At 54.9% G+C, this 21,515-nt stretch carries 21 protein-coding genes and 1 pseudogene; 6 read left to right on the forward strand and 16 right to left on the reverse strand.

What is annotated here, in order from left to right; genetic code table 11:
• Positions 1-17: 17 nt before the first annotated feature.
• The 9 genes from ACGS9J_RS12375 to ACGS9J_RS12415 all read right to left on the reverse strand — a co-directional run bounded on the left by ACGS9J_RS12375 (position 18) and on the right by ACGS9J_RS12415 (position 7,752).
• Positions 18-1,061, reverse strand: a complete 1,044-nt coding sequence (locus ACGS9J_RS12375; protein ID WP_442231246.1) for a sugar ABC transporter substrate-binding protein — start codon at positions 1,059-1,061, stop codon at positions 18-20.
• A gap of 62 nt (positions 1,062-1,123) precedes the next feature.
• A complete protein-coding gene (locus ACGS9J_RS12380; protein ID WP_442231198.1) occupies positions 1,124-2,104 on the reverse strand; it encodes a TIM barrel protein in 981 nt (326 codons plus the stop codon).
• Between the two features lie 338 nt (positions 2,105-2,442).
• Positions 2,443-3,036 carry an ATP-dependent Clp protease proteolytic subunit gene (locus ACGS9J_RS12385; protein ID WP_442231199.1) on the reverse strand — a complete coding sequence of 198 codons (594 nt, stop codon included), beginning with the start codon at positions 3,034-3,036 and terminating at the stop codon, positions 2,443-2,445.
• A 43-nt stretch (positions 3,037-3,079) separates the two neighbouring features.
• Positions 3,080-3,421 carry an SRPBCC family protein gene (locus ACGS9J_RS12390; RefSeq protein ID WP_442231200.1) on the reverse strand — a complete coding sequence of 114 codons (342 nt, stop codon included), beginning with the start codon at positions 3,419-3,421 and terminating at the stop codon, positions 3,080-3,082.
• A complete protein-coding gene (locus ACGS9J_RS12395; protein WP_442231201.1) occupies positions 3,418-3,732 on the reverse strand; it encodes an ArsR/SmtB family transcription factor in 315 nt (104 codons plus the stop codon). Before ACGS9J_RS12395 ends, ACGS9J_RS12390 begins: the two co-directional genes overlap by 4 nt.
• 53 nt (positions 3,733-3,785) lie before the next feature.
• Positions 3,786-4,259 (reverse strand): DUF1097 domain-containing protein, encoded by a 474-nt coding sequence (locus tag ACGS9J_RS12400; RefSeq protein WP_442231202.1) that lies wholly within the window; start codon positions 4,257-4,259, stop codon positions 3,786-3,788.
• A complete protein-coding gene (locus ACGS9J_RS12405) occupies positions 4,256-5,527 on the reverse strand; it encodes a NupC/NupG family nucleoside CNT transporter (protein WP_442231203.1) in 1,272 nt (423 codons plus the stop codon). The genes ACGS9J_RS12400 and ACGS9J_RS12405 overlap by 4 nt, the downstream gene beginning before the upstream one ends.
• A gap of 171 nt (positions 5,528-5,698) precedes the next feature.
• Positions 5,699-6,637: a pseudouridine-5'-phosphate glycosidase gene (locus tag ACGS9J_RS12410; RefSeq protein ID WP_442231204.1), complete on the reverse strand. Its 939-nt coding sequence runs from the start codon at positions 6,635-6,637 to the stop codon at positions 5,699-5,701.
• Positions 6,634-7,752 carry a PfkB family carbohydrate kinase gene (locus ACGS9J_RS12415; RefSeq protein WP_442231205.1) on the reverse strand — a complete coding sequence of 373 codons (1,119 nt, stop codon included), beginning with the start codon at positions 7,750-7,752 and terminating at the stop codon, positions 6,634-6,636. The genes ACGS9J_RS12410 and ACGS9J_RS12415 overlap by 4 nt, the downstream gene beginning before the upstream one ends.
• 397 nt (positions 7,753-8,149) lie before the next feature.
• On the opposite strand from ACGS9J_RS12415, the pseudogene ACGS9J_RS12420 reads away from it, so the two are divergent.
• Positions 8,150-8,266 (forward strand): annotated as a pseudogene (locus tag ACGS9J_RS12420) (MGH1-like glycoside hydrolase domain-containing protein); the annotation flags it as partial.
• Between the two features lie 46 nt (positions 8,267-8,312).
• Here ACGS9J_RS12420 and ACGS9J_RS12425 read toward each other — a convergent pair.
• A complete protein-coding gene (locus tag ACGS9J_RS12425; RefSeq protein WP_442231206.1) occupies positions 8,313-8,738 on the reverse strand; it encodes a universal stress protein in 426 nt (141 codons plus the stop codon).
• A gap of 298 nt (positions 8,739-9,036) precedes the next feature.
• Positions 9,037-9,555, reverse strand: coding sequence for a hypothetical protein (locus tag ACGS9J_RS12430; protein ID WP_442231207.1), 519 nt, complete (start codon positions 9,553-9,555; stop codon positions 9,037-9,039).
• Between the two features lie 327 nt (positions 9,556-9,882).
• Between ACGS9J_RS12430 and metQ the strand changes: the two genes are divergently transcribed.
• Entirely contained in the window at positions 9,883-10,698 is an 816-nt protein-coding gene (gene metQ, locus ACGS9J_RS12435) for a methionine ABC transporter substrate-binding lipoprotein MetQ (RefSeq protein WP_442231208.1), read from the forward strand.
• Between the two features lie 385 nt (positions 10,699-11,083).
• Here the strand turns inward: metQ and ACGS9J_RS12440 are convergent, their stop codons facing one another.
• The 4 genes from ACGS9J_RS12440 to ACGS9J_RS12455 form a co-directional block, all read right to left on the reverse strand.
• Entirely contained in the window at positions 11,084-12,001 is a 918-nt protein-coding gene (locus tag ACGS9J_RS12440) for a sugar ABC transporter substrate-binding protein (protein WP_442231209.1), read from the reverse strand.
• 62 nt (positions 12,002-12,063) lie between these two features.
• A complete protein-coding gene (locus ACGS9J_RS12445) occupies positions 12,064-13,092 on the reverse strand; it encodes an ABC transporter permease (protein WP_020826399.1) in 1,029 nt (342 codons plus the stop codon).
• 17 nt (positions 13,093-13,109) lie between these two features.
• Entirely contained in the window at positions 13,110-14,594 is a 1,485-nt protein-coding gene (locus ACGS9J_RS12450; RefSeq protein ID WP_442231210.1) for a sugar ABC transporter ATP-binding protein, read from the reverse strand.
• Positions 14,595-14,691: 97 nt separating this feature from the next.
• The gene (locus tag ACGS9J_RS12455) at positions 14,692-15,621 is read right to left on the reverse strand and encodes a sugar ABC transporter substrate-binding protein (RefSeq protein WP_442231211.1); all 930 of its coding nucleotides are present in this window, start codon (positions 15,619-15,621) and stop codon (positions 14,692-14,694) included.
• A 535-nt stretch (positions 15,622-16,156) separates the two neighbouring features.
• On the opposite strand from ACGS9J_RS12455, the gene ACGS9J_RS12460 reads away from it, so the two are divergent.
• From ACGS9J_RS12460 to dcuR, 3 genes are all read left to right on the forward strand, one after another.
• Positions 16,157-16,999, forward strand: a complete 843-nt coding sequence (locus tag ACGS9J_RS12460) for a class I fructose-bisphosphate aldolase (RefSeq protein ID WP_442231212.1) — start codon at positions 16,157-16,159, stop codon at positions 16,997-16,999.
• Positions 17,000-17,121: 122 nt separating this feature from the next.
• Positions 17,122-18,723: a sensor histidine kinase gene (locus tag ACGS9J_RS12465; RefSeq protein ID WP_442231213.1), complete on the forward strand. Its 1,602-nt coding sequence runs from the start codon at positions 17,122-17,124 to the stop codon at positions 18,721-18,723.
• 4 nt (positions 18,724-18,727) lie between these two features.
• Positions 18,728-19,441, forward strand: coding sequence for a two-component system response regulator DcuR (gene dcuR / locus ACGS9J_RS12470; RefSeq protein ID WP_442231214.1), 714 nt, complete (start codon positions 18,728-18,730; stop codon positions 19,439-19,441).
• A 69-nt stretch (positions 19,442-19,510) separates the two neighbouring features.
• Here dcuR and pcaD read toward each other — a convergent pair whose 3' ends face one another.
• Positions 19,511-20,308: a 3-oxoadipate enol-lactonase gene (gene pcaD / locus ACGS9J_RS12475; protein WP_442231215.1), complete on the reverse strand. Its 798-nt coding sequence runs from the start codon at positions 20,306-20,308 to the stop codon at positions 19,511-19,513.
• Positions 20,309-20,438: 130 nt separating this feature from the next.
• On the opposite strand from pcaD, the gene ACGS9J_RS12480 reads away from it, so the two are divergent.
• On the forward strand, positions 20,439-21,347 hold the full coding sequence (locus tag ACGS9J_RS12480; RefSeq protein WP_442231247.1) for a LysR family transcriptional regulator: 909 nt from the start codon (positions 20,439-20,441) through the stop codon (positions 21,345-21,347).
• Positions 21,348-21,515: the final 168 nt, after the last annotated feature.

Below are 21,515 nucleotides of genomic sequence, written 5' to 3' on the forward strand. Positions count from 1 at the left end.
GTGCTCTGACACCAGACTTACTGTTGCTGAGACAGCAACTGACGCAGTTTCGCGTTATCTTTGGTGGAGAACGCATCAGCATTTTCTTTGGTGATCAGCGCCTGCGGTGTAGACACCACGCGGGAAATTTTCTGGCCGTTAATCAGACGCACCACCACTTCCATCGCCACTTCGCCCGTCAGTACCGGGAAGCTGTCCACGGTGCCGGTTAGCTCGCCGCGTTTAATAGACGCGTAAGCATCGGAAATACCGTCGGTACCAAATACGGCCACCTGTTTGGATTTTCCGGCGGCAGCCACGGCCTCCACCACACCGAGCGCCATCCCGTCGTTATTGGCATAGAAGCCAATCAGATCAGGATGTTGCTGCAAGATAGTGGCTGCGGCGTTGTAGGCGTTTTCACGGCTCCAGTTGGCCGGAACGCTGGCAACGACGGCGAATTTTCCGCTGGTCTGTATGGTCTCTTTAAAACCTTTGGTACGTTGGGAGGCCGCATAAACGCCTGGCTGGCCTTCGATTACCGCTACTTTCCCGCCTTCAGGGTGTTGCTTGATAAACCAGTTCGCGACACGCACGCCATTATCTTTCTGCACGTTACCGACGTAATGTGCGGCATTCGGCATTACGGCATCATTGACGTTCACCACGGCGATGCCTTTGCTTTTGGCTGACTCATACGCCGGTTGCAGGTTAGCGTCCGTCTGCGGAGAAACCAATAACCCGTTGAAGCCCTGAGAAATCAGGGTTTCCGCGATAGAAAGCTGACCGAGTTGGTCATCTTCATTGGCCGCAGCCTGATATTCGACGGTAATACCCTGTTTATTACCGAATGCTTTATAGCCCTGGCCGAGCGAGCGCCAGTATTCATTGGTCAGCGTTTTAGACACTCCCCCGATTTTCAGCGATTTATCAATCGTCGGTAACGGACCATATTTAGCGGTGAGTTGCGTCCAGTCAGTACGATCCGGCTCCGTATCAGACTGCAATGGAGGCAAATCTGCGGCATAAACTCTGGTGCAAAACAGGGTAGTAGTGAGTACAGACAGTAAGAATTTTTTCATCATCTGGCCTTCGATTGTTATTTTTATGGTTGTTACAGCGACATGCGCTGTGCGGTTCGCTTTTATTGCGCCAGCATCACGTTATTGACGATTTGCTGCGAGGCGACGGCGTCCTGCCTGCTGATGGCTTCGGTCAGCGCCGGGTTGTTTTCGAGTTTTTCACACAGTTTGAGTAAACGCAGAACTGTCGCAATATTGGTTTCCGCTTCACGTACCGGATCCAACCCGCTGGCGTCAGGGAAGGTATCGAAGTAATACGCCCCTTTGTAACCATCACGTTTCATTTGCAAGAGGAATTCCAGCGTGGCACGCGGGTTCACGGATCCGACCATCAGACCGTCGTCACGTTTTCCCCAGCCGTCATTGAGATCCAGCCCCAGCAGCCGTGACCGACGGGCCACCATAGCAGCAGCAAACGCCGGGACTTCGTTCGCAAACAGCACATGCGCGAAATCCAAAGTGATGCCGAGGTTTTTGCAACCCGCTTCTTCCACCGCCAGCAGGCACGTGGTGGCATTCGGGAATATGCTGTAAGCCCGTGGTTCATTCGGTTTGTACTCAATGCTGACATCAATATCCGGTGCATATTCCGCCACTTCACGAACCGCGCCGACCGCGTCTTCCCATATTTTTTTATAGTCGGCCTGGAAGCAGTAATCGAAGCCGTCCTGCCCCATCCAGAGCGTCATGATGCTGGCACCGAATTCACGCCCGGCGTCGATACCGCGCTTGGTTAATTCAATCGCCTGACGGCGAATTTTCGGATCCGGATGAGTAAATGCACCGATTTTGAATTCCGGAGCATCCCAACGCATCTGCATGCCGTTTACCGCCAGCCCGACTTCCTCAATTTTCTGACGCATCATTTTGATGTCGCCGGTCATATGCTGCGGATAATTCAGGTCCAGATGTGTCAATCCTTTAACCGTAGCTGCACGTTCGATCATTTGTGACACGGAAGGTTTTCCTTGCTGTTCCGGCCAGTAAAGATGAGCCCCCGAGGCAAATGAATTCAGGCGTGTGGCAAATTTAAGTTCTGACATGGGGTGTCCTTTGTGAACTGATTGTGTAATGTACTTTCCTTCTTCACTTTATTTTGTGAAGTAGTGCATTACTATCATCCACTGAAAAAAGCCGCAAGATATCCGGGTAGGTTTGTGATCAGATTTGAGAGGGAATTCACGAAATTTCAGGAAATGGACACGTTCACAAAAGGAAGGCAAAAATTCGTTATGGCAATCAGCTCATAGCTATCGGGTTAGTACCTTTGCACTGGCGACTGGCCGCTGATCCGTCGCCGTTCTTGCATAAGTTCTCCAGCAAGCTATCGCTCTTATCACGCAATTATCAGCAGGTCCTTGCTTGCTTACGGGACAGTTAGTCAGCGAGCCCGTAGCACTTTATCAACCAGCCCCCACTCCACCGCTTGGTCTGCATTCATAAAGCGGTCGCGATCGAGCGCACGTTCGACCTCTTCGTAGCTGCGACCGCAGTGTTCGGCGTACAGGCGGATCACGGTATGTTTGGTGCGGTTCATCTCTTCGGCGTGGATCAGAATATCCGACGCCTGCCCCTGAAAACCGCCCAGCGGCTGATGCACATGCAGGCTGGCATTGGGCAGCGCCATGCGGCGGCCGGCTTCTCCCGCCATCAGCAGGAATGATCCCATCGAACGCGCGGTGCCCATGCACAGCGTATGCACCGGCGCATTGATGTACTGCATGGTGTCGTAGATAGCGAAACCGCTGGTGATCACCCCACCCGGCGAATTGATGTACAAACTGATCGGCTTCTCCGGGTTCTCGGCCTCGAGAAACAGCAACTGCGCACAGAGCATTTCAGCCACCTGATCGTTGACTTCCCCGTTCAGGAAAACGATGCGATCGCGCAGCAACCGCGAATAAATATCGAAGGAACGTTCTCCCTGGCCGGTCTGTTCAACCACCATAGGGACGAGCAGCATCGATTCACGCATGGGTGAACTCCTGTTTTCAGATTGTAATGATGAATATTGGACGTCAGGCGGCGCGCATCAGCTGTAATCCACCGTCGTTCGCCGCCGTCAACCGGGCGTCGTCCAGCCGGTGAATGACGCGCAACAGGCAGCCGCCGCCAGCGGCTGCGGGCAAAATCTGCAAGGTCACAGTGCTTTCGAGGTACGGGGCCTGGTCATCGCGCATTCGATAACTGATTTCTTCGCCCGGCGTCACGGCAACCGGTTCGGCGTCGGCCAGTTCGGCATTCGGCAACCATTGTTCGCGCAATGCCGGAATGCCGATTGCCCGCCAGACTTTCTCTGGCGGCGCATCGAGTTGATACTCCAGCACCATCGGCGGCAGCTCGGCGTCGGTCGGGTTCATTGATCCATGTCCTTTAGCAAAACGTTCAACCTGTCGATACGTGCCGGCCAGAAGGCGCGGTACTTGTCCAGCCATTGAGCGATCAACGCCAGACCTTGCGGGTCAACCTGATAATTAACGAAGCGCCCCTGTCGCACCTCGGATACCAGGCCAGCCAGCCGCAGCACCGCCAGGTGCTGAGACATCGCAGATTGGCTGATCGGCATGCCTTCACGCAGCGCGCTGGCATTCATGCTGCCAGCCGCCAGTTTTTCAAAGATGGTGCGCCGGGTGGGATCCGCCAGCGCTTTGAAGATGTCATTTTCATTCATGAATACACATTAGTAGTCACTTATCTAATGCGCAAGTTTATAGCGGAGGATAATCACTGACGCGTCAAAGCCAGATACCGACAGTTCGCCAACCACTGGCCGCTGCTTTGCATCAAAAATCCCATTATGCCCCCCAGCGTCAGAGCCTCAACCACCGCCACTGTGTCGGCGGAAGAACCGAACATCGCGCAGGCCCCGATAAAACTGCCGGGGATAAAACCCAACAGCGGCAAACGGGCTTGCGCACACATGGCAAATGAAATCAGACCGGTCAGAATGCTGCCAAACAGGCTGTCTACCGGCGCCGCAAACATAAGGGCGCCGGCCGCCCATAATGCGCCACTGATGTTGGCCGCCATACCTCGCAGCAAACCGCCCAGTCCCTTGTGCGGAATGGCAAAATAAGTCGTGCAGCCTAAAAAGCCGATCCAGCTCGCCAACTGCAGCGCCTGCGCCAACCAAGCCCAACAACCGGATAACACCCCGGTACTCAACGCCAGGCAGAACCCCAATCTGAGGGCTGTCATAACGTGACGGTCAACGCGCCAAGACCGATAAACAGCCCGGCGATGGTGGCACTCATCAGGTTAGACAAGGTGGCGGCCAGCAACGCGCGCAGGCCCAGGCTGGCAATATCCGAAGCCCGCTCTGGTGCCACCGCGCTGAATGCTCCCACCACCACGGCGATCGAGCCGAAGTTGGCGAACCCGCACAGCGCGAAGGAGATAACGGCGATGGTTTTAGGATCGAGCACCACAACGCTCTCTTTGAGATAGCCTGAAAAATTCACGTAAGCGACGAATTCGTTGATCGCCAGCTTCTGGCCAATCAGCCCGCCGACCACCCCGGCATTATCCCAGTTAACCCCCATGATATAAGCCAACGGCGAGAACAAATAACCGAACAGCCTTTCCAGGCTAAGATGTTCCCAGCCCAACAGGCCGCCGACACCGCCGATCAGGCCATTAATCAGCGCAATTAACGCCACAAAGGCCATGACCACGGTAGCGACGCCCACGGCAATTTTCAGCCCGAGCATCGCACCGCTGGCCGCCGCTTCGATGATGCTCGTCGGGCGTGTTTCACTGAACGACATCTGGCTGAACTCAACCTGTGACACTTCGGTTGCCGGGCTGAGCATACGTGCGAACAGAATGCCGCCGGGGATCGCCATCAACGACGCCGCCAGCAGATATTCAATCGGTACGCCAAGGCCGGCATAACCTACCAACATCGATCCAGCGATCGACGCCATTCCGCTGCAAATCACGGTAAACAGCTCATTGCGGCTCATCTTGTTGATAAAAGGCTTAAGTACCGCAGGCAGTTCGTTTTGTCCTAAAAAGATGGTGGTCACCGCGGCAAAAGCCTCAACCTTGCTGATCCTCAACATCTTTTGGAATACATAACCCAGCAGATTAATCACCCACCCCATCACCCCAAGGTAATAGAGAATCGAGATCAGTGCGGTAATAAAAATAATGGCCGGTAGAACATGAAAAGCGAAAACAAAGCCGGAACCGTCAAACAAGACATTCATTTTCGGCCCGACTAATCCGCCAAAAATAAATGAGCCACCGGCATCGCTGTACGAAATCACTTTATTGACTCCGCCGGCAATGGCATTAATGACCCACTTGCCAGCGGGCACATACAACATTATCGCACCAAGCAACACTTGCAATAGTAATGCACTGCACACGGTTCTCAGGCTGATTCTTTTACGGTTATTGGAAAAAGCAAAAGCAATAAGGAGAAGAATACAGATACCTAATAAGCTGCGTAGTAAGTCCATAAATCCATCCCTTTATACCCGTCGTATTTCAGCCGTAGCGAAAAATATATTGGGTATGTCAATGTACCTATCCTGAAAGGTGAAAAGGACAAAGCACTCCCCTCCACCTTTCAGGCCGGTTTTTTATTTAATGTTGTTTATAGGGTAAAACTTAAGGAATAACGCGTCGTCTTAGGCCGCTTCCTCCTGATAACAGCAGGCAATTTGTGCGGCCAGCTTGGCATTATTGAACACCAGTTGAATATTGGCGGTCAGGCTGTCGCCACCGGTCAGCTCAGCCACCCTGGCCAATAAAAATGGCGTGCTGTCCTTACCCTGAACCCCCTGTTCAACCGATTCCCGCACTGCGCGCTCAATGGCGGCATTAATTTTCTCCTCTGGCACCGCATACTGCGCCGGGATCGGGTTGGCAATCACCATGCCCCCCTCCAGGCCGGTCCGCCATTTGGTGGCCATCGCGCGTGCGATCTCCACCGGGGCATCCAACTGAATACTGACCCTAAAGGGACTGGTACGACAAAAGAATGCCGGTAACATTTGGGTCTGGTAGCCGATCAGCGGTACGCCGTAGGTTTCGAGATATTCGGTGGTCAGCCCCAAATCCAAAATAGACTTGGCTCCGGCGCAGATCACCGCGACATTGGTTCGTGCGAGTTCCTGCAGATCCGCCGAGATATCAAACGTGTGTTCTGCGCCGCGGTGCACGCCGCCAATCCCCCCGGTGGCAAAGACGTGAATGCCCGCCATCTCGGCAATAATCATGGTTGAGGCCACGGTGGTCGCCCCGTGTTTGCCGGCTGCGACGATAAACGGCAGATCACGGCGGCTTACTTTCGCCACCTTATGGCCCTCTTTGCCCAACAGTTCTATTTCCTCGCGGCTCAATCCCGCTTTCATGCGGCCATTGATGATGGCAATAGTGGCGGGCACTGCGCCGTTATCACGGATCTTTTGTTCAACTTCCAGCGCCGTCTGCGCGTTCTGCGGGTAAGGCATACCGTGAGAGATGATGGTAGATTCCAGAGCCACAACCGGGCGTTTGTTGGCCAAAGCCTCGGTAACTTCCGGCGAAACGTCCAGGTAGTCATGGGAAATAATGTTGTTTTTCATGCTTGTAGCTCCAACAGTTTTTGAACACTGCCATTCGACAGATTAGGGTTATTGGTAAATTCTGATGCCAGCGTCAATGCCGAGCAGCCCTGCGCAAAACGAATACTGTCCGCCAGCGTCATATCTTCCAGCCAGCAGTGGGCCAGCCCCGCCATCATGGCGTCGCCGGCACCGGTCACATTGACGATGTCGACGGCCAGTGGTTGCGACCAGCCTTTTTGCCCGTCAATTTCACTGTAATAAACGCCGGCAGGGCCCATGCTGAGCGCCAGGCGTTGCACCCCTTGTTGATGGAACCAGTGGGCCACCGCTGGCGCGTCCTGCGGCCCGTGAATTGCCATGCCGCTGAGGATCTCGGCTTCGAGACGGTTCGGTTTGAGCGTATGGATATGCGAGAGCCAACGGCGGATTTTGGGCGCTTTAAACGCCGATACGGTGTCAACAAACACCGGCACGCTGCCGGAGTGCCCGAACAGCCAGGCCAGTGCGTCTTCGGTCAGATTGCAGTCAACCACCAGCACGCCTGCATGCTGAATCAATTCTTTAGACGTGGCCAATAGCGCCGGAGTGAGTTTCTCAAGGATCCGCATGTCGTTAATTGCGACCAGCATTTCGCCGCTGTTATCGAGCAAAGAGACATAGGTGGAGGTATTTTCACCGTGTAATTTATGGAAGCTGTCGACATGCACTCCCGCCAGCTTTGCCTGTTCGAATAAGGTTTCGCCATAGAAATCATCACCGACGACGGAAATAAGGTGACATTCCCGACCTAATAAGGCGACATTCTGCGCAATATTTCTGCCGACTCCGCCGGGCGTGCATTTTATTTTTCCCGGATTGGAATCCTCATACACCAATTTAGAGGAGGCATAACCGCAGACATCCATATTGGTGGAACCTACGGTCACCACATAGCTGTGCTCCGACAATATATAACCCTTACCTTTTATATATCCTTTATTCATTAAATTCATAATGTGCCCGGCGACACCAGAGCGGCTAATGCCTAAAACATCGGCAATTTCCTGCTGTGGGATCAAAGGATCACGTCTCAGAAGATGCAATATCTGTTTTTCTCTGCTGGTCATATTGGACACTTGTTTGTTTTTAAACATACGTTTGTTTTATAACGGGCATGAAAATCAGTAAAGTGGGATTAAAAGCTTTAACGAGGATTTGGGAAGAGGATCGTAAGACGAATGAACCGGGTTTCAGCGTTAATTCTGTGATAGCCATCAAATAATAAATTCGGTTTTACCCGTCATAAAGAGTCGAAAATAATCATTAGCCGTAACGCAGCATTTTATTCTTATAATAATCTTAATAAAACAAACGGATAGAATTTTCCGGCGTATAACCTAACTTATGTTTGGTTAGTCGCATCTTGCCCTTTGCTGACGGGGTTCAGGCTGGCGGTGTTCTCATCTAAAAGAGACGGCGTTCACATTTGCATTGAAAATGAAGCCACGGCCTGAACCTCAGCCGCCCTTTAAAGCCCCTAGGTGGAATGTCGACGGGCCAATCCGCGAGAACTACAATCCGCTGACCGGTAGGCAACAGGGCGCACCGAATTTCTCCTGGAGCGCGGCGCACCTCTACATGCTGTATAACGACTTTTTCACACAGTGATGCCGTCACCCTGCCAGAGTGAATACTGGCAGGGTTAATAAACTTGCTATTGCTTGATCGGTATGACCAGCACGTCGACATTTAACTGGTTGATGGCATGCTGGGTTGAGGAGAACAGTTTGTTCCACAGATCGTGGTGATGGCCGAAGATCACCAGATCGATGTTTTTATCCACCACCGCATTCTTCAACTCTTCGATAAAATCACCGTGGCCGACGATCACCTCGTTGATCGGGTAATTTACGTTTTGGGTCAGCGGCTCCAGCTCTTTCTTGATCTTGTCTTCAAAAGGTACGCCGTCGTAGCTTCGCTCAGAAAAACCAATCGCCGCATGGTAGGTATCGTAGTGGATATCCACGTAGATCAGAGAGAGCCTGGCCTGCAGCGCGGCAGCCAACCTCGCGCCCTTTTCCACCAGCCGTTTGCCGTCATCACTCAGGTCGGTGGCAATCATAATATGTTGGTAGCACATAGCGCCTCCTGTCATTGATTCATAGAGACCCCTACTTGCGCGGCAACATTTCTGTTGTCCCGTTATGGGTAATTTTAGTTCAGAAACCTGGGGGATGAACGGGGAGTTGGTTAACGGGCCGCATTTCCAGGCCACGGAGTTAACCCCCTAAACGCGGGAGTATGAGGGGGAGTTTATTGAATTCGATAATCAACGGGTTTTCAGCTGTCGGCCATTACCCCGGAAGGGAGTTCTGCCCTCTTCGGTCGCATTGCGCTGACTGAATGAGGGCAGGACCAGATAACTCAGTGGGCGAAAATTACCGCACCCGCTGGGCTTCAAACCAAACGTTGCACACCGACAGGATCAGCGTGTTGGCGTCTTTTACCAGCACGTTATCCCCCGGCACACCTTCGGTCCCCTGATCGGTGATACCTTTAATCGGGGTATCCGCATGCTGGATCATCACCCGTTCAACCGCCGGCGTGCTGATGCCCAGCATCGGGAAATCGATATAGGAACTGCTGCCGGAGTTGTCCTCGACGAACTCTTGCGCCTCCACCGTGCTAACGGTCGCGCCGTCGCTTTTCAACTCAGTCCCGTTCCAGGTGAAACCTTCGGCTTTGTAACTGATTTTGCCGCCGATCAGGCCTTTCGCCTGCTGTTCATCCCAGCAGCCCACCGTTTGCGTCGGCAGGATTTTGCTGACATGCCAGTTGCCCAACAACGTTTTCGGGATCGGTTCCGCCACGGTTTCCGCCGCCTGAACCTGAGCCGCTGATACGCAAGTCAAAACCACCAATGGCAGCAGCGCCTTGCGCCACATGTTAAATTGCATTTTCTTTTCCTTTGGCTATTCGCGCCCCGGTCGGGCTTTCCTTCATCATAATAAGCGGGCGGAACCCCCGTCAAAACAAACTGTATGCCAGGGCACAAACAGGGGGCCTCTCACCGATTATCCCAACGGCAAGCGCCGAACCTCAAGACACGGACATATTCGAAACGGGGCATCAACGCGCAGCCGTGGAGCCAGCCCCTTGCTCATAGCTAATCGCTATTAATCATAGAGAATCAGTATTTTATTTTAGCCAGACGATTATCTAGAGTCAGTGCCACTCTTCAGCCCGCAATAACCAGCAGGCTATTTTGACAAGGACTCTGGGAAATGACATTGACACTAAAAAAACTCAGCGCGGCGCTGGCAGTGACCAGCACCCTGCTGCTGACCGCCTGTGGCCCCACTGAACAAGACGCCCACCACATCAAAGTCGGCATCAGTTCCGGCATCGATCAGGAAATGTGGGCGGTGGTGCAGAAAGTCGCCAAACAGAAGTACGATCTGGATGTGGAAGTGGTGACCTTCAATGATTATGTGCTGCCCAACGAGGCGCTGAATAATGGCGATCTCGATATCAACGCCTTCCAGCACAAGCCTTATCTGGAAAAGCAGATCCAGGAGCGCGGCTACAAACTGGTGCCGGTCGGCAACACCTTCGTTTATCCGATTGCCGGTTACTCGAAAAAAATCTCGTCGATCAGCCAACTGCCGGATGGTGCACAGGTCGCCGTGCCCAATGATCCGACCAACCTTGGTCGTTCACTGCTGCTGTTGCAAAAACAGGGGCTGATCGGGCTGAAGGAAGGCGTTGGGCTGCTGCCTACCTCGCTGGATATCGTCAGCAACCCGAAGAAATTGAAAATCGTTGAAATAGAAGCGCCGCAGTTGCCGCGCGCGCTGGACGATAAACAGATCGCACTGGCGATCATCAACACCAATTACTCCAGCCAGATTGGCCTGTCGCCGGCCAAAGACGGGCTGTTTGTCGAAGACAAGAATTCACCTTACGTCAATGTCTTCGCCAGCCGGGTGGATAACCAGAACAACGAAAACGTGAAGGATCTGGTCAAGGCCTACCAAACCGATGAGGTTGCCGCCAGCGCTGCCGAAATCTACAAGGGCGACGCTGTTAAAGGCTGGTGATCCGCATTTCCCCCGTGGCAAACGTCACGGGGTTCTTTCATTCTCCCTCTCGATCCCCGTTATTATTCGAACGTTTTTCACCCACCCGGATCACCAATCAAACAACGGGAACCCGATGGCGGCAAAACTGGCTCAGGCCCGCAGCTTACGATCCTCAGACGGCTGACAAAGCCCGTTATTAGGGAGAGCGTGCCGAAGGGGTCGTAGCGGCTCGTCCGCCGACCCATTTGCCGGGAGCAAATGGGAACGACTTCGAGTCGGCCCGCAGGGTGGGACACATGGACGTGTCCCATAATGGCCCCTCGGTGCGCTAGGCCCGGGTATCTCGGGTTCAAAGACAACTTTGTCATCAAACTCAGGCCCGTAGCTTGCGGGCCTTTCCCGCTTATTTTGCCGCGTACTTTTGCATATTGGCCGGCGTCACCAGTTCAAACGGGATCCAATAGTAAGGTTCCAGCTTTTCGCCCTTGATCATCCGCTGCGCTACGTCGACTGAGGCCTTGCCCTGGCCGACGGCGTCCTGGAATACCGTCACCTGCATTTTGCCGGAGGATAACGCCTTCAGGCCGTCCGGGGTGGCGTCAATGCCGCCAATCAGCATTTTGCTGTCCTTTTTGCCGGCCTGTTGCAACGCCATGATCGCGCCAATCGCCATCTCGTCGTTGTTGGCGGCGACGATATCGATAGACTCCCCGTTGGTGACCCAATTCAGCATCAGATCCATACCCTCGCTGCGCGAGTAATTGGCGCTTTGCTTCTGCACCACTTTCATTTTCGGGTACTTCGCCACCACCTGTTCCACGTCTTTGGTGCGTTGCAGCGCACCGGCGTCGGTCAGGTTACCGATCATAATGGCCACGTTACCCTGATAATTGGCCAAGCGCGCCAACTCTTCCATCTGCAAGGTGCCGGACTGTTTCTCGTCGGAACCGACAAACACCACGCCAGAAGGCAGTTTACTGTCGCCCGGCGTGCGATTCACATACACCAGCGGAATGCCCGCTTTGGTCACCAATTTGGTGATCGCAGGCGTGCCCGCCGAGTTGACCGGATCGACGATAATCGCGTCCACCCCGGCGCTGATAAAGCTCTGCACCTGATCGGTCTGGCGGCCAACGTCACCGCGCGCATCTTCGAACTGCACGGTGATACCGCGCGCTTTGGCTTCTTTGTCGATCGAGTGACGAATGATGGTCAGGAAGTTCTGGTCAAAATACGCCATCGATACGCCGATGGTTTCTGCCAGTACCGAGGTGGAACAGCTGAGCGCCGCCACCAGCACGATCCTTTTCAAGTATTTCATGGTGATTCCCCTGAGGTAAAAAAAACCGCCGGGCAAGTCGCACCGGCGGAGATTTACGGCAATCAATGTTTTTTACGGTTACGGTGCATGTCGATAGAGACGGCGGCCACGATAATGACGCCTTTGATAATGTCCTGAATATATGAGTCCACGCCGATAAAGGTGAAGCCGCTTTTAATCAGCCCGAGGATCACCGCCCCGATCAGCGTACCGGTAATGCGACCCACGCCGCCCATCAGGCTGCTGCCACCGATGACCGCTGCGGCGATCGCATCCAGCTCGTAAGACATCCCCATGCTCGACTGGCCGCTGCTGACGCGCGCCGCCAGGACCACGCCCGCCAATCCGGCCAGACCGCCGGCGATGGTATAGACCGTCACCAGGTATTTATTGACGTTGATGCCGGAGACCCTGGCCGACGTCATGTTGCCACCGATGGCGTAGATGTATTTGCCGTAACGGGTGTGCTTCAACGCGATGTGGAAGATCACCGCAATCACCAGGAAGATGATCACCGGCATCGCGCCCTGACCGATGGAAGTGAAGCCGTCGGACAAGAAGCTGACCGGGTTGCCCTGGGTGTAGTACTGCGCCAGACCGCGCGCCGACACCATCATGCCCAAGGTCGCAATAAAGGGTGGAATGCCGGTACGGGTGATCAGAAAGCCGTTGATGAACCCGCATACAATGCCCACCCCAATCCCCGCGCCGATCGGGATCGCCGCCGGCAGGTCGAGTAATGCCGGGTACATCGGTGAAATACTGTCTGAGGTTTGCGCCAGGCTGGCCGCCACCACCGCCGTCAGCGCAATCAGCGAGCCGGAGGAAAGGTCGATACCGGTGGTGATAATGACCTGAGTCACGCCCACGGCGATGATGCCGATAATCGCTACCTGCAACACGATCAGCAGCAACCGGTTAGGGTTCATCAGGAATGACTGGTCGCGGATGTACCAGCCGAGGATTTCAAAGACCAGCGCGATGCCGATCATGACGATAAAGATGCCGGTATCTTTCGGCATTTTGCCGCTCAGGCCAGAGAACAGGGGCGCTTTACCCGCAAGCGGCTTCTCAATTTTTACATTACTCATGGTGGTTCACCTTTGCGTTATTCAGAGGCCAGCGCCAGGATTTTTTCCTGGTCCGCTTCTTCTTTATCCAAAATGCCGGTAATACGGCCGCCGTGCATCACCATCACCCGGTCGCTCATGCCGAGGATCTCCGGTAATTCCGATGACACCAAAATAATGGCGACGCCACGGTTCGCCAGTTCGCTGATCAGGCGATAAATTTCCGCCTTGGCCCCCACGTCGATGCCGCGCGTTGGCTCATCGAGGATCAATATTTTCGGCTGGGCCAGCAGCCAGCGCGCAATCAGTACCTTCTGCTGATTGCCGCCGCTCAGGTTATTGATGATTTGATCCATGGTCGGGGTTTTGATGTTGAGCTTTTTGATCTGCTCCATGCAGTCCTTGGCCATTTGCACATGGCTGACAAACCCGTTCTTGCCGATGTACTCCGACAGGTTGACAATGCTCATGTTCTCGACCACCGACAGCACCAGGAACAGCCCGGATTTTTTGCGGTCTTCGGTGAGGAACGCCAGGCCGAGTTCAATGGCTTTTGAAGGCGAATCGACCTTTGCCGCTTTGCCTTCGATAAAGATGCTGCCGCCGTCCGCCGGGTGCATGCCGAACAGACTTTCCATCACCTCGCTGCGACCGGCGCCCACCAGCCCGGCGACGCCGAGGATCTCGCCACGCTTAACGCTAAACGAAACATCATGGAACCAGTCGGCGCGACGCAGCCCTTCGACCCGCAGCACTTCCTCGCCGATATTGTTGTTGAATTTGGGGAACATCTGGGTCAGTTCGCGCCCCACCATCATGGTGATCAGCGACTGTTTGGTCAGGTTTTCGGTTTTATCGCTGGCAATAAAGGTGCCGTCGCGGAAGATGCTCACTTCATCGGTGATGGCAAAAATCTCGTCCATCTTGTGGCTGATGTAGATAATGCCTTTGCCCTGCTCACGCAGCTCGCGAATGATGGCGAACAGATGCACCACTTCGCCCTCGGTCAGTGCCGAGGTAGGTTCGTCCATGATCAGGACGTCCGCGTTATAGGAAACCGCCTTGGCGATCTCCACCATTTGTTGGCTGGCGATACTCAGCTCACCGACCAGCGTTTCCGGCTTGAGCTTGATGTTCAACCGCGTCAGCAGCTCGCGGGTTTTCTTGTTCAATTGGTCATGATTAACGAAGCCCAGCTTCGCCGGCTCACGCCCCAGCCAGATGTTTTCCGCCACCGTCATATAAGGCACCAGGTTGAGCTCCTGGTGAATCATGGAAATGCCCGAATGCAGCGCCTGCAGCGTGTCGCTGAAGGTCACCGGCTGGCCTTTTATTTTAATGGTGCCTTCATCGGGGTGATAAATACCGATTAAACATTTCATCAGCGTGGATTTACCCGCGCCGTTTTCTCCCATTAACGCGTGTACGCTGCCTGGTTTGATTTTAATTGAGACTTTATCCAGCGCCTTCACGCCGGGAAACTGCTTACTGATGCCTTCAGCCTCAAGAACATAAGGATACATACTGATAACCTCCGCCGTTCGTCAATGCATCCCTGCCGTATTTACCGTCGTGTGCCGGATAAATACGGCAAGGGATGTAACCGCGCTGCTTTAACGCTTATTTTCTGTTCTTGTCGGCAAATTCCTGATAATTGGCCTTGGTGATCAGCTGATACGGGATCAGGACGTTGCTTTCCACCTTCTCGCCTTTAACCAGTTGAATGGCGGTTTGCACCGCGCCCTCACCCTGTCCTTTGGCATCCTGGAACACACTCAACGCCAGATCGCCCTTTTTGATGAATTCCAGCGCATCCGGCGTACCGTCAACGCCGGCCACCAGCACGCCCGTTTTCTTGGCCTGCTTCAGCGCCAGGATCGCGCCAATCGCCATTTCGTCGTTGTTGGAGGCAATGGCATCAATCTGCTGGCCGGTCAGCGCCCAGTCGGTGGTAATGTCGACGGCTTCTTTACGGCCCCACTTGGCGGTTTGTTTGTCGAGGATTTTGATGCCGGGATATTTGGCTGCCACCTCTTCCACGCCGCGGGTACGGTCGCGGGTCGCTTCATTGGACAGTTCGCCCATCAGGATCATCACGTTGCCCTTGCCGTTCATCAGCTTGGCCAACTCTTCCATCTGCAGCTTGCCGGCCAGTTTGGAGTCTGAGCCTACGTAGGCCATGCCCGCCGGCAGCGTCACTTCCGGGCGACGGTTCACGAACACCAATGGGATCTTGGCGCTTTCCGCCAGTTTGATCATCGGCTTCACGCCCTGGGTATCGACCGGGTTAAGGATGATGGCGTCGACACCCTGGCTGACGAAGTTCTCAATCTGTTGGATCTGCTGGGCGATATCCCCTTTCGCATCTTCAAATTGACCGCTGACGTTGCCGTCCTGTTTCATTTTGTTCTGCATTGACTGGCGTAGGATGGTGAGGAAATTGTCATCGAAATAAGCCATTGAAACGCCGATTTTGATGTCTTTTGCCAATACGCTGGCCGGCAACATGCACATCAATACCGAGGTGACGATCAGTTTCTTCAGCTTCATGTTCTGTACCCTTTAATCGTTAGAGTGAAGAGGCCTGTTGATTTGACAGCTAATGAAAAATATTTTTTACATTCAAACAACAATCCAGTCGGTGTTATCCCTTTGATACGGCAGATTTACCGCTTTTTTTCCGTATTCTGGCACTGTGCGAAATTTTGATCGATATCTCAAAATAGATTAAAAACAATCAATTGAAATAAACCTCTTGGTGAGCACGTTACCTCATTGCGTAACTATTAAATGTTTATTTCATAATTGAGATTATTGAAACTTTTTAACCCAAACAAGCGAAACATGCGTTTTGGAATAACCAAGTAACAAAAACATGACACGGATCTAACAAATGACGCAAAAGCCATCAGCACACTCGTTCCTTTAGTGCGTTCGGCGACGGGCAATGGCCCAGGGTGATGAAAAGGCGCGAGGCGTTTTCTCAGTAAATGTGCGAGCGAGCGCGCAGTTTGCGGATCCGCGGTTTCATCCCCCGGTTTACTCGACAATACTGAATGGACATGTGTTTTCAGGAGGATCTGACATGCAGCTCAGCAGTAAGGTACGGATGAACCGGCTGTTCAATAACGGCAAGTGTCTCGACGTGGCGATTGATCACGGCATCGCCAATGAACCGGATTTTTTAATCGGCCTGGAAGATATCGAACGGGTCATGGGCAGCCTGATCGTCGCCCGCCCCGATGCCATTCAGGTGAACTACGGCCAGGCGGATTTGCTGCAACGCTCGACGCAGCGTGATAAACCGGCACTGGTGATGCGTACCGACGTCGGCAACGCTTATAACGCCGCGCGCCACCGCGAAATGTGGGCGGTGCTGCATAACCCGGAAGCGCCGATCCTCGCCGCGCTGCAAATGGATGCCGCCGCGGTGGTGGTGAATCTGTACCTGATCCCCGATGAACCGGGTATTTTCCGTCAGTGCGTGGACAATATCGGCCGTCTGCGCCACACCTGCGATCGCTACGGTATGCCGTTGATGATCGAACCGCTGGTCATGGCACCGCCCGGCCAGGGGGCGGCTTACGGTTCGCTGGGCGACGTGGAAAAGATGGTGCCGCTGGTGCGGCTGGCGCGTGAACTGGGTGCCGATATCATCAAGGCCGACCCAACCGAACGGGTGGAAGATTTTCACCGCATCGTCGAAGCGGCGCGTTGTCCTACACTGGTACGCGGCGGCGGCAAAGGTGAACTGGGGGCGGTGCTGGAGAAATCTGCCGCGCTGATGGCACAAGGCGCATCCGGCATGGTGTATGGCCGCAATGTGTATCAACACAGCAACCCGTCGAAAGTGGTCAGTGCGCTGATGGCGATCATCCATCAGGGTGCCAGCGGCCAACAGGGGCTGGAAATCTACCATCAGCCCTGATCCCCGCTTTTGTAATTAAAATAATCCCTCACCCGGCGGCGGCATGTTATAACCTGCTGCCGGTCGCTGCCCCGCGCTCAATTCCCCGCTAACATCGTGATACGCCCATTCGGAGAACCGCCATGCCCAAACAACGGATACCGCTGAAACTCAGTACCACCCTCACGCTGATGGTGTCTGCGATTATCGCTTTGGTGCTGCTGGTGGTGTATGCGCTGTTCTTTGTGCAGATGAATCACGAGGGGCAGGATCAGCAGCGCCAGAAGGCGATGGCGATTGCCGAAACGGTGGCGCTTTCCGGCAACGTCGTTGACGGCCTGCTGCGGGAGGACCGCAGCGGCGCGATCCAGCGCTTCGCCGAACAGGTGCGCCATCAAAATGAATTGCTGTTTGTGACCGTGGTGGACATGAAAGGCATCCGTTACTCGCACCCTAAACCCTGGCTGATTGGCCGGCATTTTATCGGTAACGATTTAGAGCCTGCCCTGCACGGCAAAACCAACAGCGCCATCAACCGTGGTGCGCTGGCTCCCTCACTGCGGGTCTTTGCGCCGGTCTACGACAGCGAACGCCGACAGATTGGTGTTGTGGCGCTGGGCATTGCGCTCGACACCGTCCAGCGCGTGGTGGCCGAAAGCCGCTGGATCATCTACTGGACCCTCGCCTTCGCCGCGCTGGTCGGCACGCTCGGGACCTTCTTCCTGGTAAAAGCGCTAAAGCGCATCATGCTCGGTTTCGAACCCTACGAAATATCCAACCTGTTTGAACAGCGCAACGCCATGTTGCAGTCGATTAAAGAAGGCGTCATCGCGGTCGATAACCAGTCACGTATCTCCATTGTCAACGACGAGGCGAAACGCCTGCTGCGCCAAAGCGGGCCCTTCGAAAACCTGCTGCTGGAGTCCGCCAGTAAATACTGGCCGGCCCAACTGCATTTGGCGGAAGTGTTAGCCAGCGGTAAACCGCTGCGCGACCAACAGATCAGCTTCAACGGCAGCGAACTGCTGACCAATACCGTGCCGGTGATCGTCAAGGGCCAGGTGATTGGCGCCATTGCGACCTTCCGCGATAAAACCGAAATCAGCCAGTTGGTGCAGCGCCTGAGCGGCATGGCGCATTATGCCGATGCGCTGCGCGTGCAGTCGCACGAGTTTATGAACAAACTGCACGTGATCCTCGGCATGCTGCATATGAAGGCTTACCAGCAGTTGGAAAACTACATCATCAATACCGCCAGCAATTATCAGGAAGAGATTGGCGCGCTGTTGCGCAAAATACAGTCACCCGAAGTCGCCGGTTTCTTTATCGGCAAGATCAGCCGCGCCCATGAGGCCGGTATTGAACTGACCATCGATGAAGCCAGCCTGCTGCCGGAAACCGACGACGCGGAAACCACCCACGTGCTGATCAGCGTGCTGGGTAATTTGATTGAAAACGCCATTGACGCCATCGACGGCGTTGAAGGGCACGAGATCAACCTGAGCTTTCATCACAATGAGAATCACTTACACTGTATAATCAGCGACGACGGCCCCGGCATCGATCCGGCTCTCGGCGCCCGTATCTTTGAACAGGGTGTTTCCACCAAAGGTCCGGGACGCGGCATCGGCCTGGCGCTGATCCGCAGCAGCCTGGAGAAGCTGGGCGGCAGCATTGATTTCGAATCTGAACCGGGTGAACTGACCCAGTTCTTTGTGCATATTCCCTATCAGGCCAAGGGCTGACCCCATGATTAACGTATTGATTATTGATGACGACCCGATGGTAGCGGAGCTGAACAAATACTACCTGAGCCAGGTGAGCGGCTTTCACTGCCAGGCGACGGTCGCCACGCTGGCGCAAGCACGCGCACTATTGGCCGATACCGAAGTCAGTATCGATCTGGTGCTGCTGGATATCTATATGCAGCAGGAAAATGGGCTGGATTTGCTGCCCGGCCTGCGCGAGCTGGGTGAAAAAACCGACGTCATCATCATTTCTTCTGCCAGCGACGTGGACACGGTGCAACGCGCCCTGCACTACGGCGTGGTGGATTATCTGATCAAACCCTTCCAGTTCGGCCGTTTCAAAGAGGCGCTGAGCAACTATCAGCAGCAGTCGCAGATCCTGGCGCAGCGTGAGTTTTCGCAGGCGGATGTCGACAGCCTGCTGCGTCGCCAACCCAACAGTAGCGAAGGCAAAAAACTGCCGAAAGGGTTAACCAGCATCACGCTAAGTACGGTGTGCGAATGGATTGAGCAGCAGCACGACGGGGAGTTCTCAACAGACAACCTGGCCAATGCCATCGGCATCTCGCGCGTCTCCTGCCGCAAGTATCTGATCTATCTGGCGGAGAGCGGTATTCTGGGCACCCGCATTTTGTACGGCACCACCGGCAGGCCGGTCTATCTTTACCAGTTGAAGCCCGACGCGATCGCCATGCTGAAAGAGTATTGCCGCTAGCCGTTCCCCCCGGTGCCAGGCCAGGGGGCAACGAAGCGTTATGGCGTTTACCGGTCGCGCCTTTTCATCTCACTTCCCCAGCAGAAAAGCGCGTAACGCGCCCACGAAATCCTCCGGGCGCTCCACGTTGGACAGGTGCACCACCGGCAACACCAGCAATTCGGCCCCCGGCACGCTACGGGCCAATAGCTCACCGTGCGACAGTGCCGTGACCTTATCGTCGCGCCCGGCAATGACCAGCGTTGGCGAGGTAATCTCCCCCACCGTGCGACGCATATCCAAGTCCCGCACGGCGGCAAAGCACCCTGCCAGCCCCTGCGCCGACGTGGCCAGCAGCATCGCGCGGAATTTATCGACGGTCGCGGCCTGCCGTTGTCGGTAATCCGCTGAAAACCAGTTACCCAGAAAGTCTTCGGCCACCCTGCTCATCTCAATCGGCAGCTTCAGCTCGGCAATCCGCTGGTCCCACTGCGCCGCCGGTCCCAAATAGGACGAAGTATTCGCCAGAACCAGCTTTTCAATCCGCTCAGGGGCGTGCACACCGAGCCACTGACCGACTATGCCGCCTAATGACAAACCGCAGAAAAACACCTTGCCGAGCTGCAACGCATCCAGCAGTTCAAGCACGTCTCGCCCCAGCCTGGCGATGGAATAAGCCCCTGCTGGCGCGTCCGAAGCGCCATGCCCCCGGCTGTCGTAACGCAGGACGTAAAAATGTTCGGTTAGCGCGGCGATTTGCTCATCCCACATCGCCAGCGTGGTGCCGATCGAGTTGGATAAAACCAATACCGGCTTATCGGCGTCACCGTCAAACCGGTAGGCAATCTTGCCGCCGTCACCGGCGGTCATAAAAGATAAGTTGCTCATAGTCGCTCCCAGGCTCCTTGAGCGCGGGAAGATCCCCGACGCCCGATATCCACTATGCTATAGGATTAAAAAAGGCTGACGAGCGCCTTAAATGACCGGCTGTGTATCCTGAAAGGAACCCATTTTGAGCATCAACGATCGCCTCACCGGCATTGCCACTTTCGTGCGGGTTGTCGAGGCCGGCAATTTTTCCCTGGCCGCAGAACGCCTGCACCTGACGCGCTCGGCGGTGGGTAAAAGCATTGCCCGGCTGGAACAGCGGCTCGGGGTATTGTTGTTTCATCGCCATACCCGCGGCCTGAGCCTGACCCATGAGGGACAGGCCTATTACGATCGCTGCCTGCGGGCGTTAAGTGAACTGGATGCCGCCGATGCTGAACTCGACAGCGGGCGAAGGCAGCCGCAAGGCACCTTGCGAGTCAGCGCACCAAAGCTGTTGGGTCGCCACTGCATCGCCCCCATCCTCCTGGCGTTGCTCGGCCGTTATCCAGACCTTCGGCTCGACATTGCGTTTAACGATCGGGTGGTGGATTTGGTTGAAGAGGGTTTCGATCTGGCAATACGTATTGGCCCGTTGGCCGACAGCGCAAGCCTGGTTGCTCGCCGGCTGGGTGACCAATATCTGGCGCTTTGCGCGGCTCCGGCCTATTTGGCCGCGCAGGGTAATCCTGAAGATATCGCGGCGCTTGCCGGCCATACGGCCATTGCCTATCACCGATCCGGTGAGGACGTGGGTTGGCGTCAACTGCTGACCCACGCCGCGCTCAGTGATCTGAATATCGATATCCGTCTGCGGCTCGATGACCTGCATTCACTGGCGGATGCCGCCGTCGCCGGCAACGGCCTGGTGTGGCTGCCCAACTGGCTGTCAGCACGCTACCTGCGCAGCGGTGAGCTGGTGCCGGTACTCAGCCAGATTCACCTGTTGCCCAGCGAGATCCACGCCGTTTGGCCGCACAGCCGCTATTTACCGGCCAAAATCCGGGCAGCGATCGACGCCCTGCTGACACAGATGCCGACCCAGTTGCAAGAAAGCTAACGGTGGCGCGGATAGCGCGGGAAATCCATCACCCCACCCGGCCGGTTGCACGGTTTGCCCTGTTGTTGCTTCTGCTTGCCGCAACGATATTCTCCATACAGGGCAATAGTCCCATTAATCGATAAACACGAAACCCTAATGAAATAGAAAATACCGAGAGGGATAATT

The organism is Serratia quinivorans (assembly GCF_052113645.1).
Taxonomy (GTDB): Bacteria; Pseudomonadota; Gammaproteobacteria; order Enterobacterales; family Enterobacteriaceae; genus Serratia; species Serratia quinivorans_B.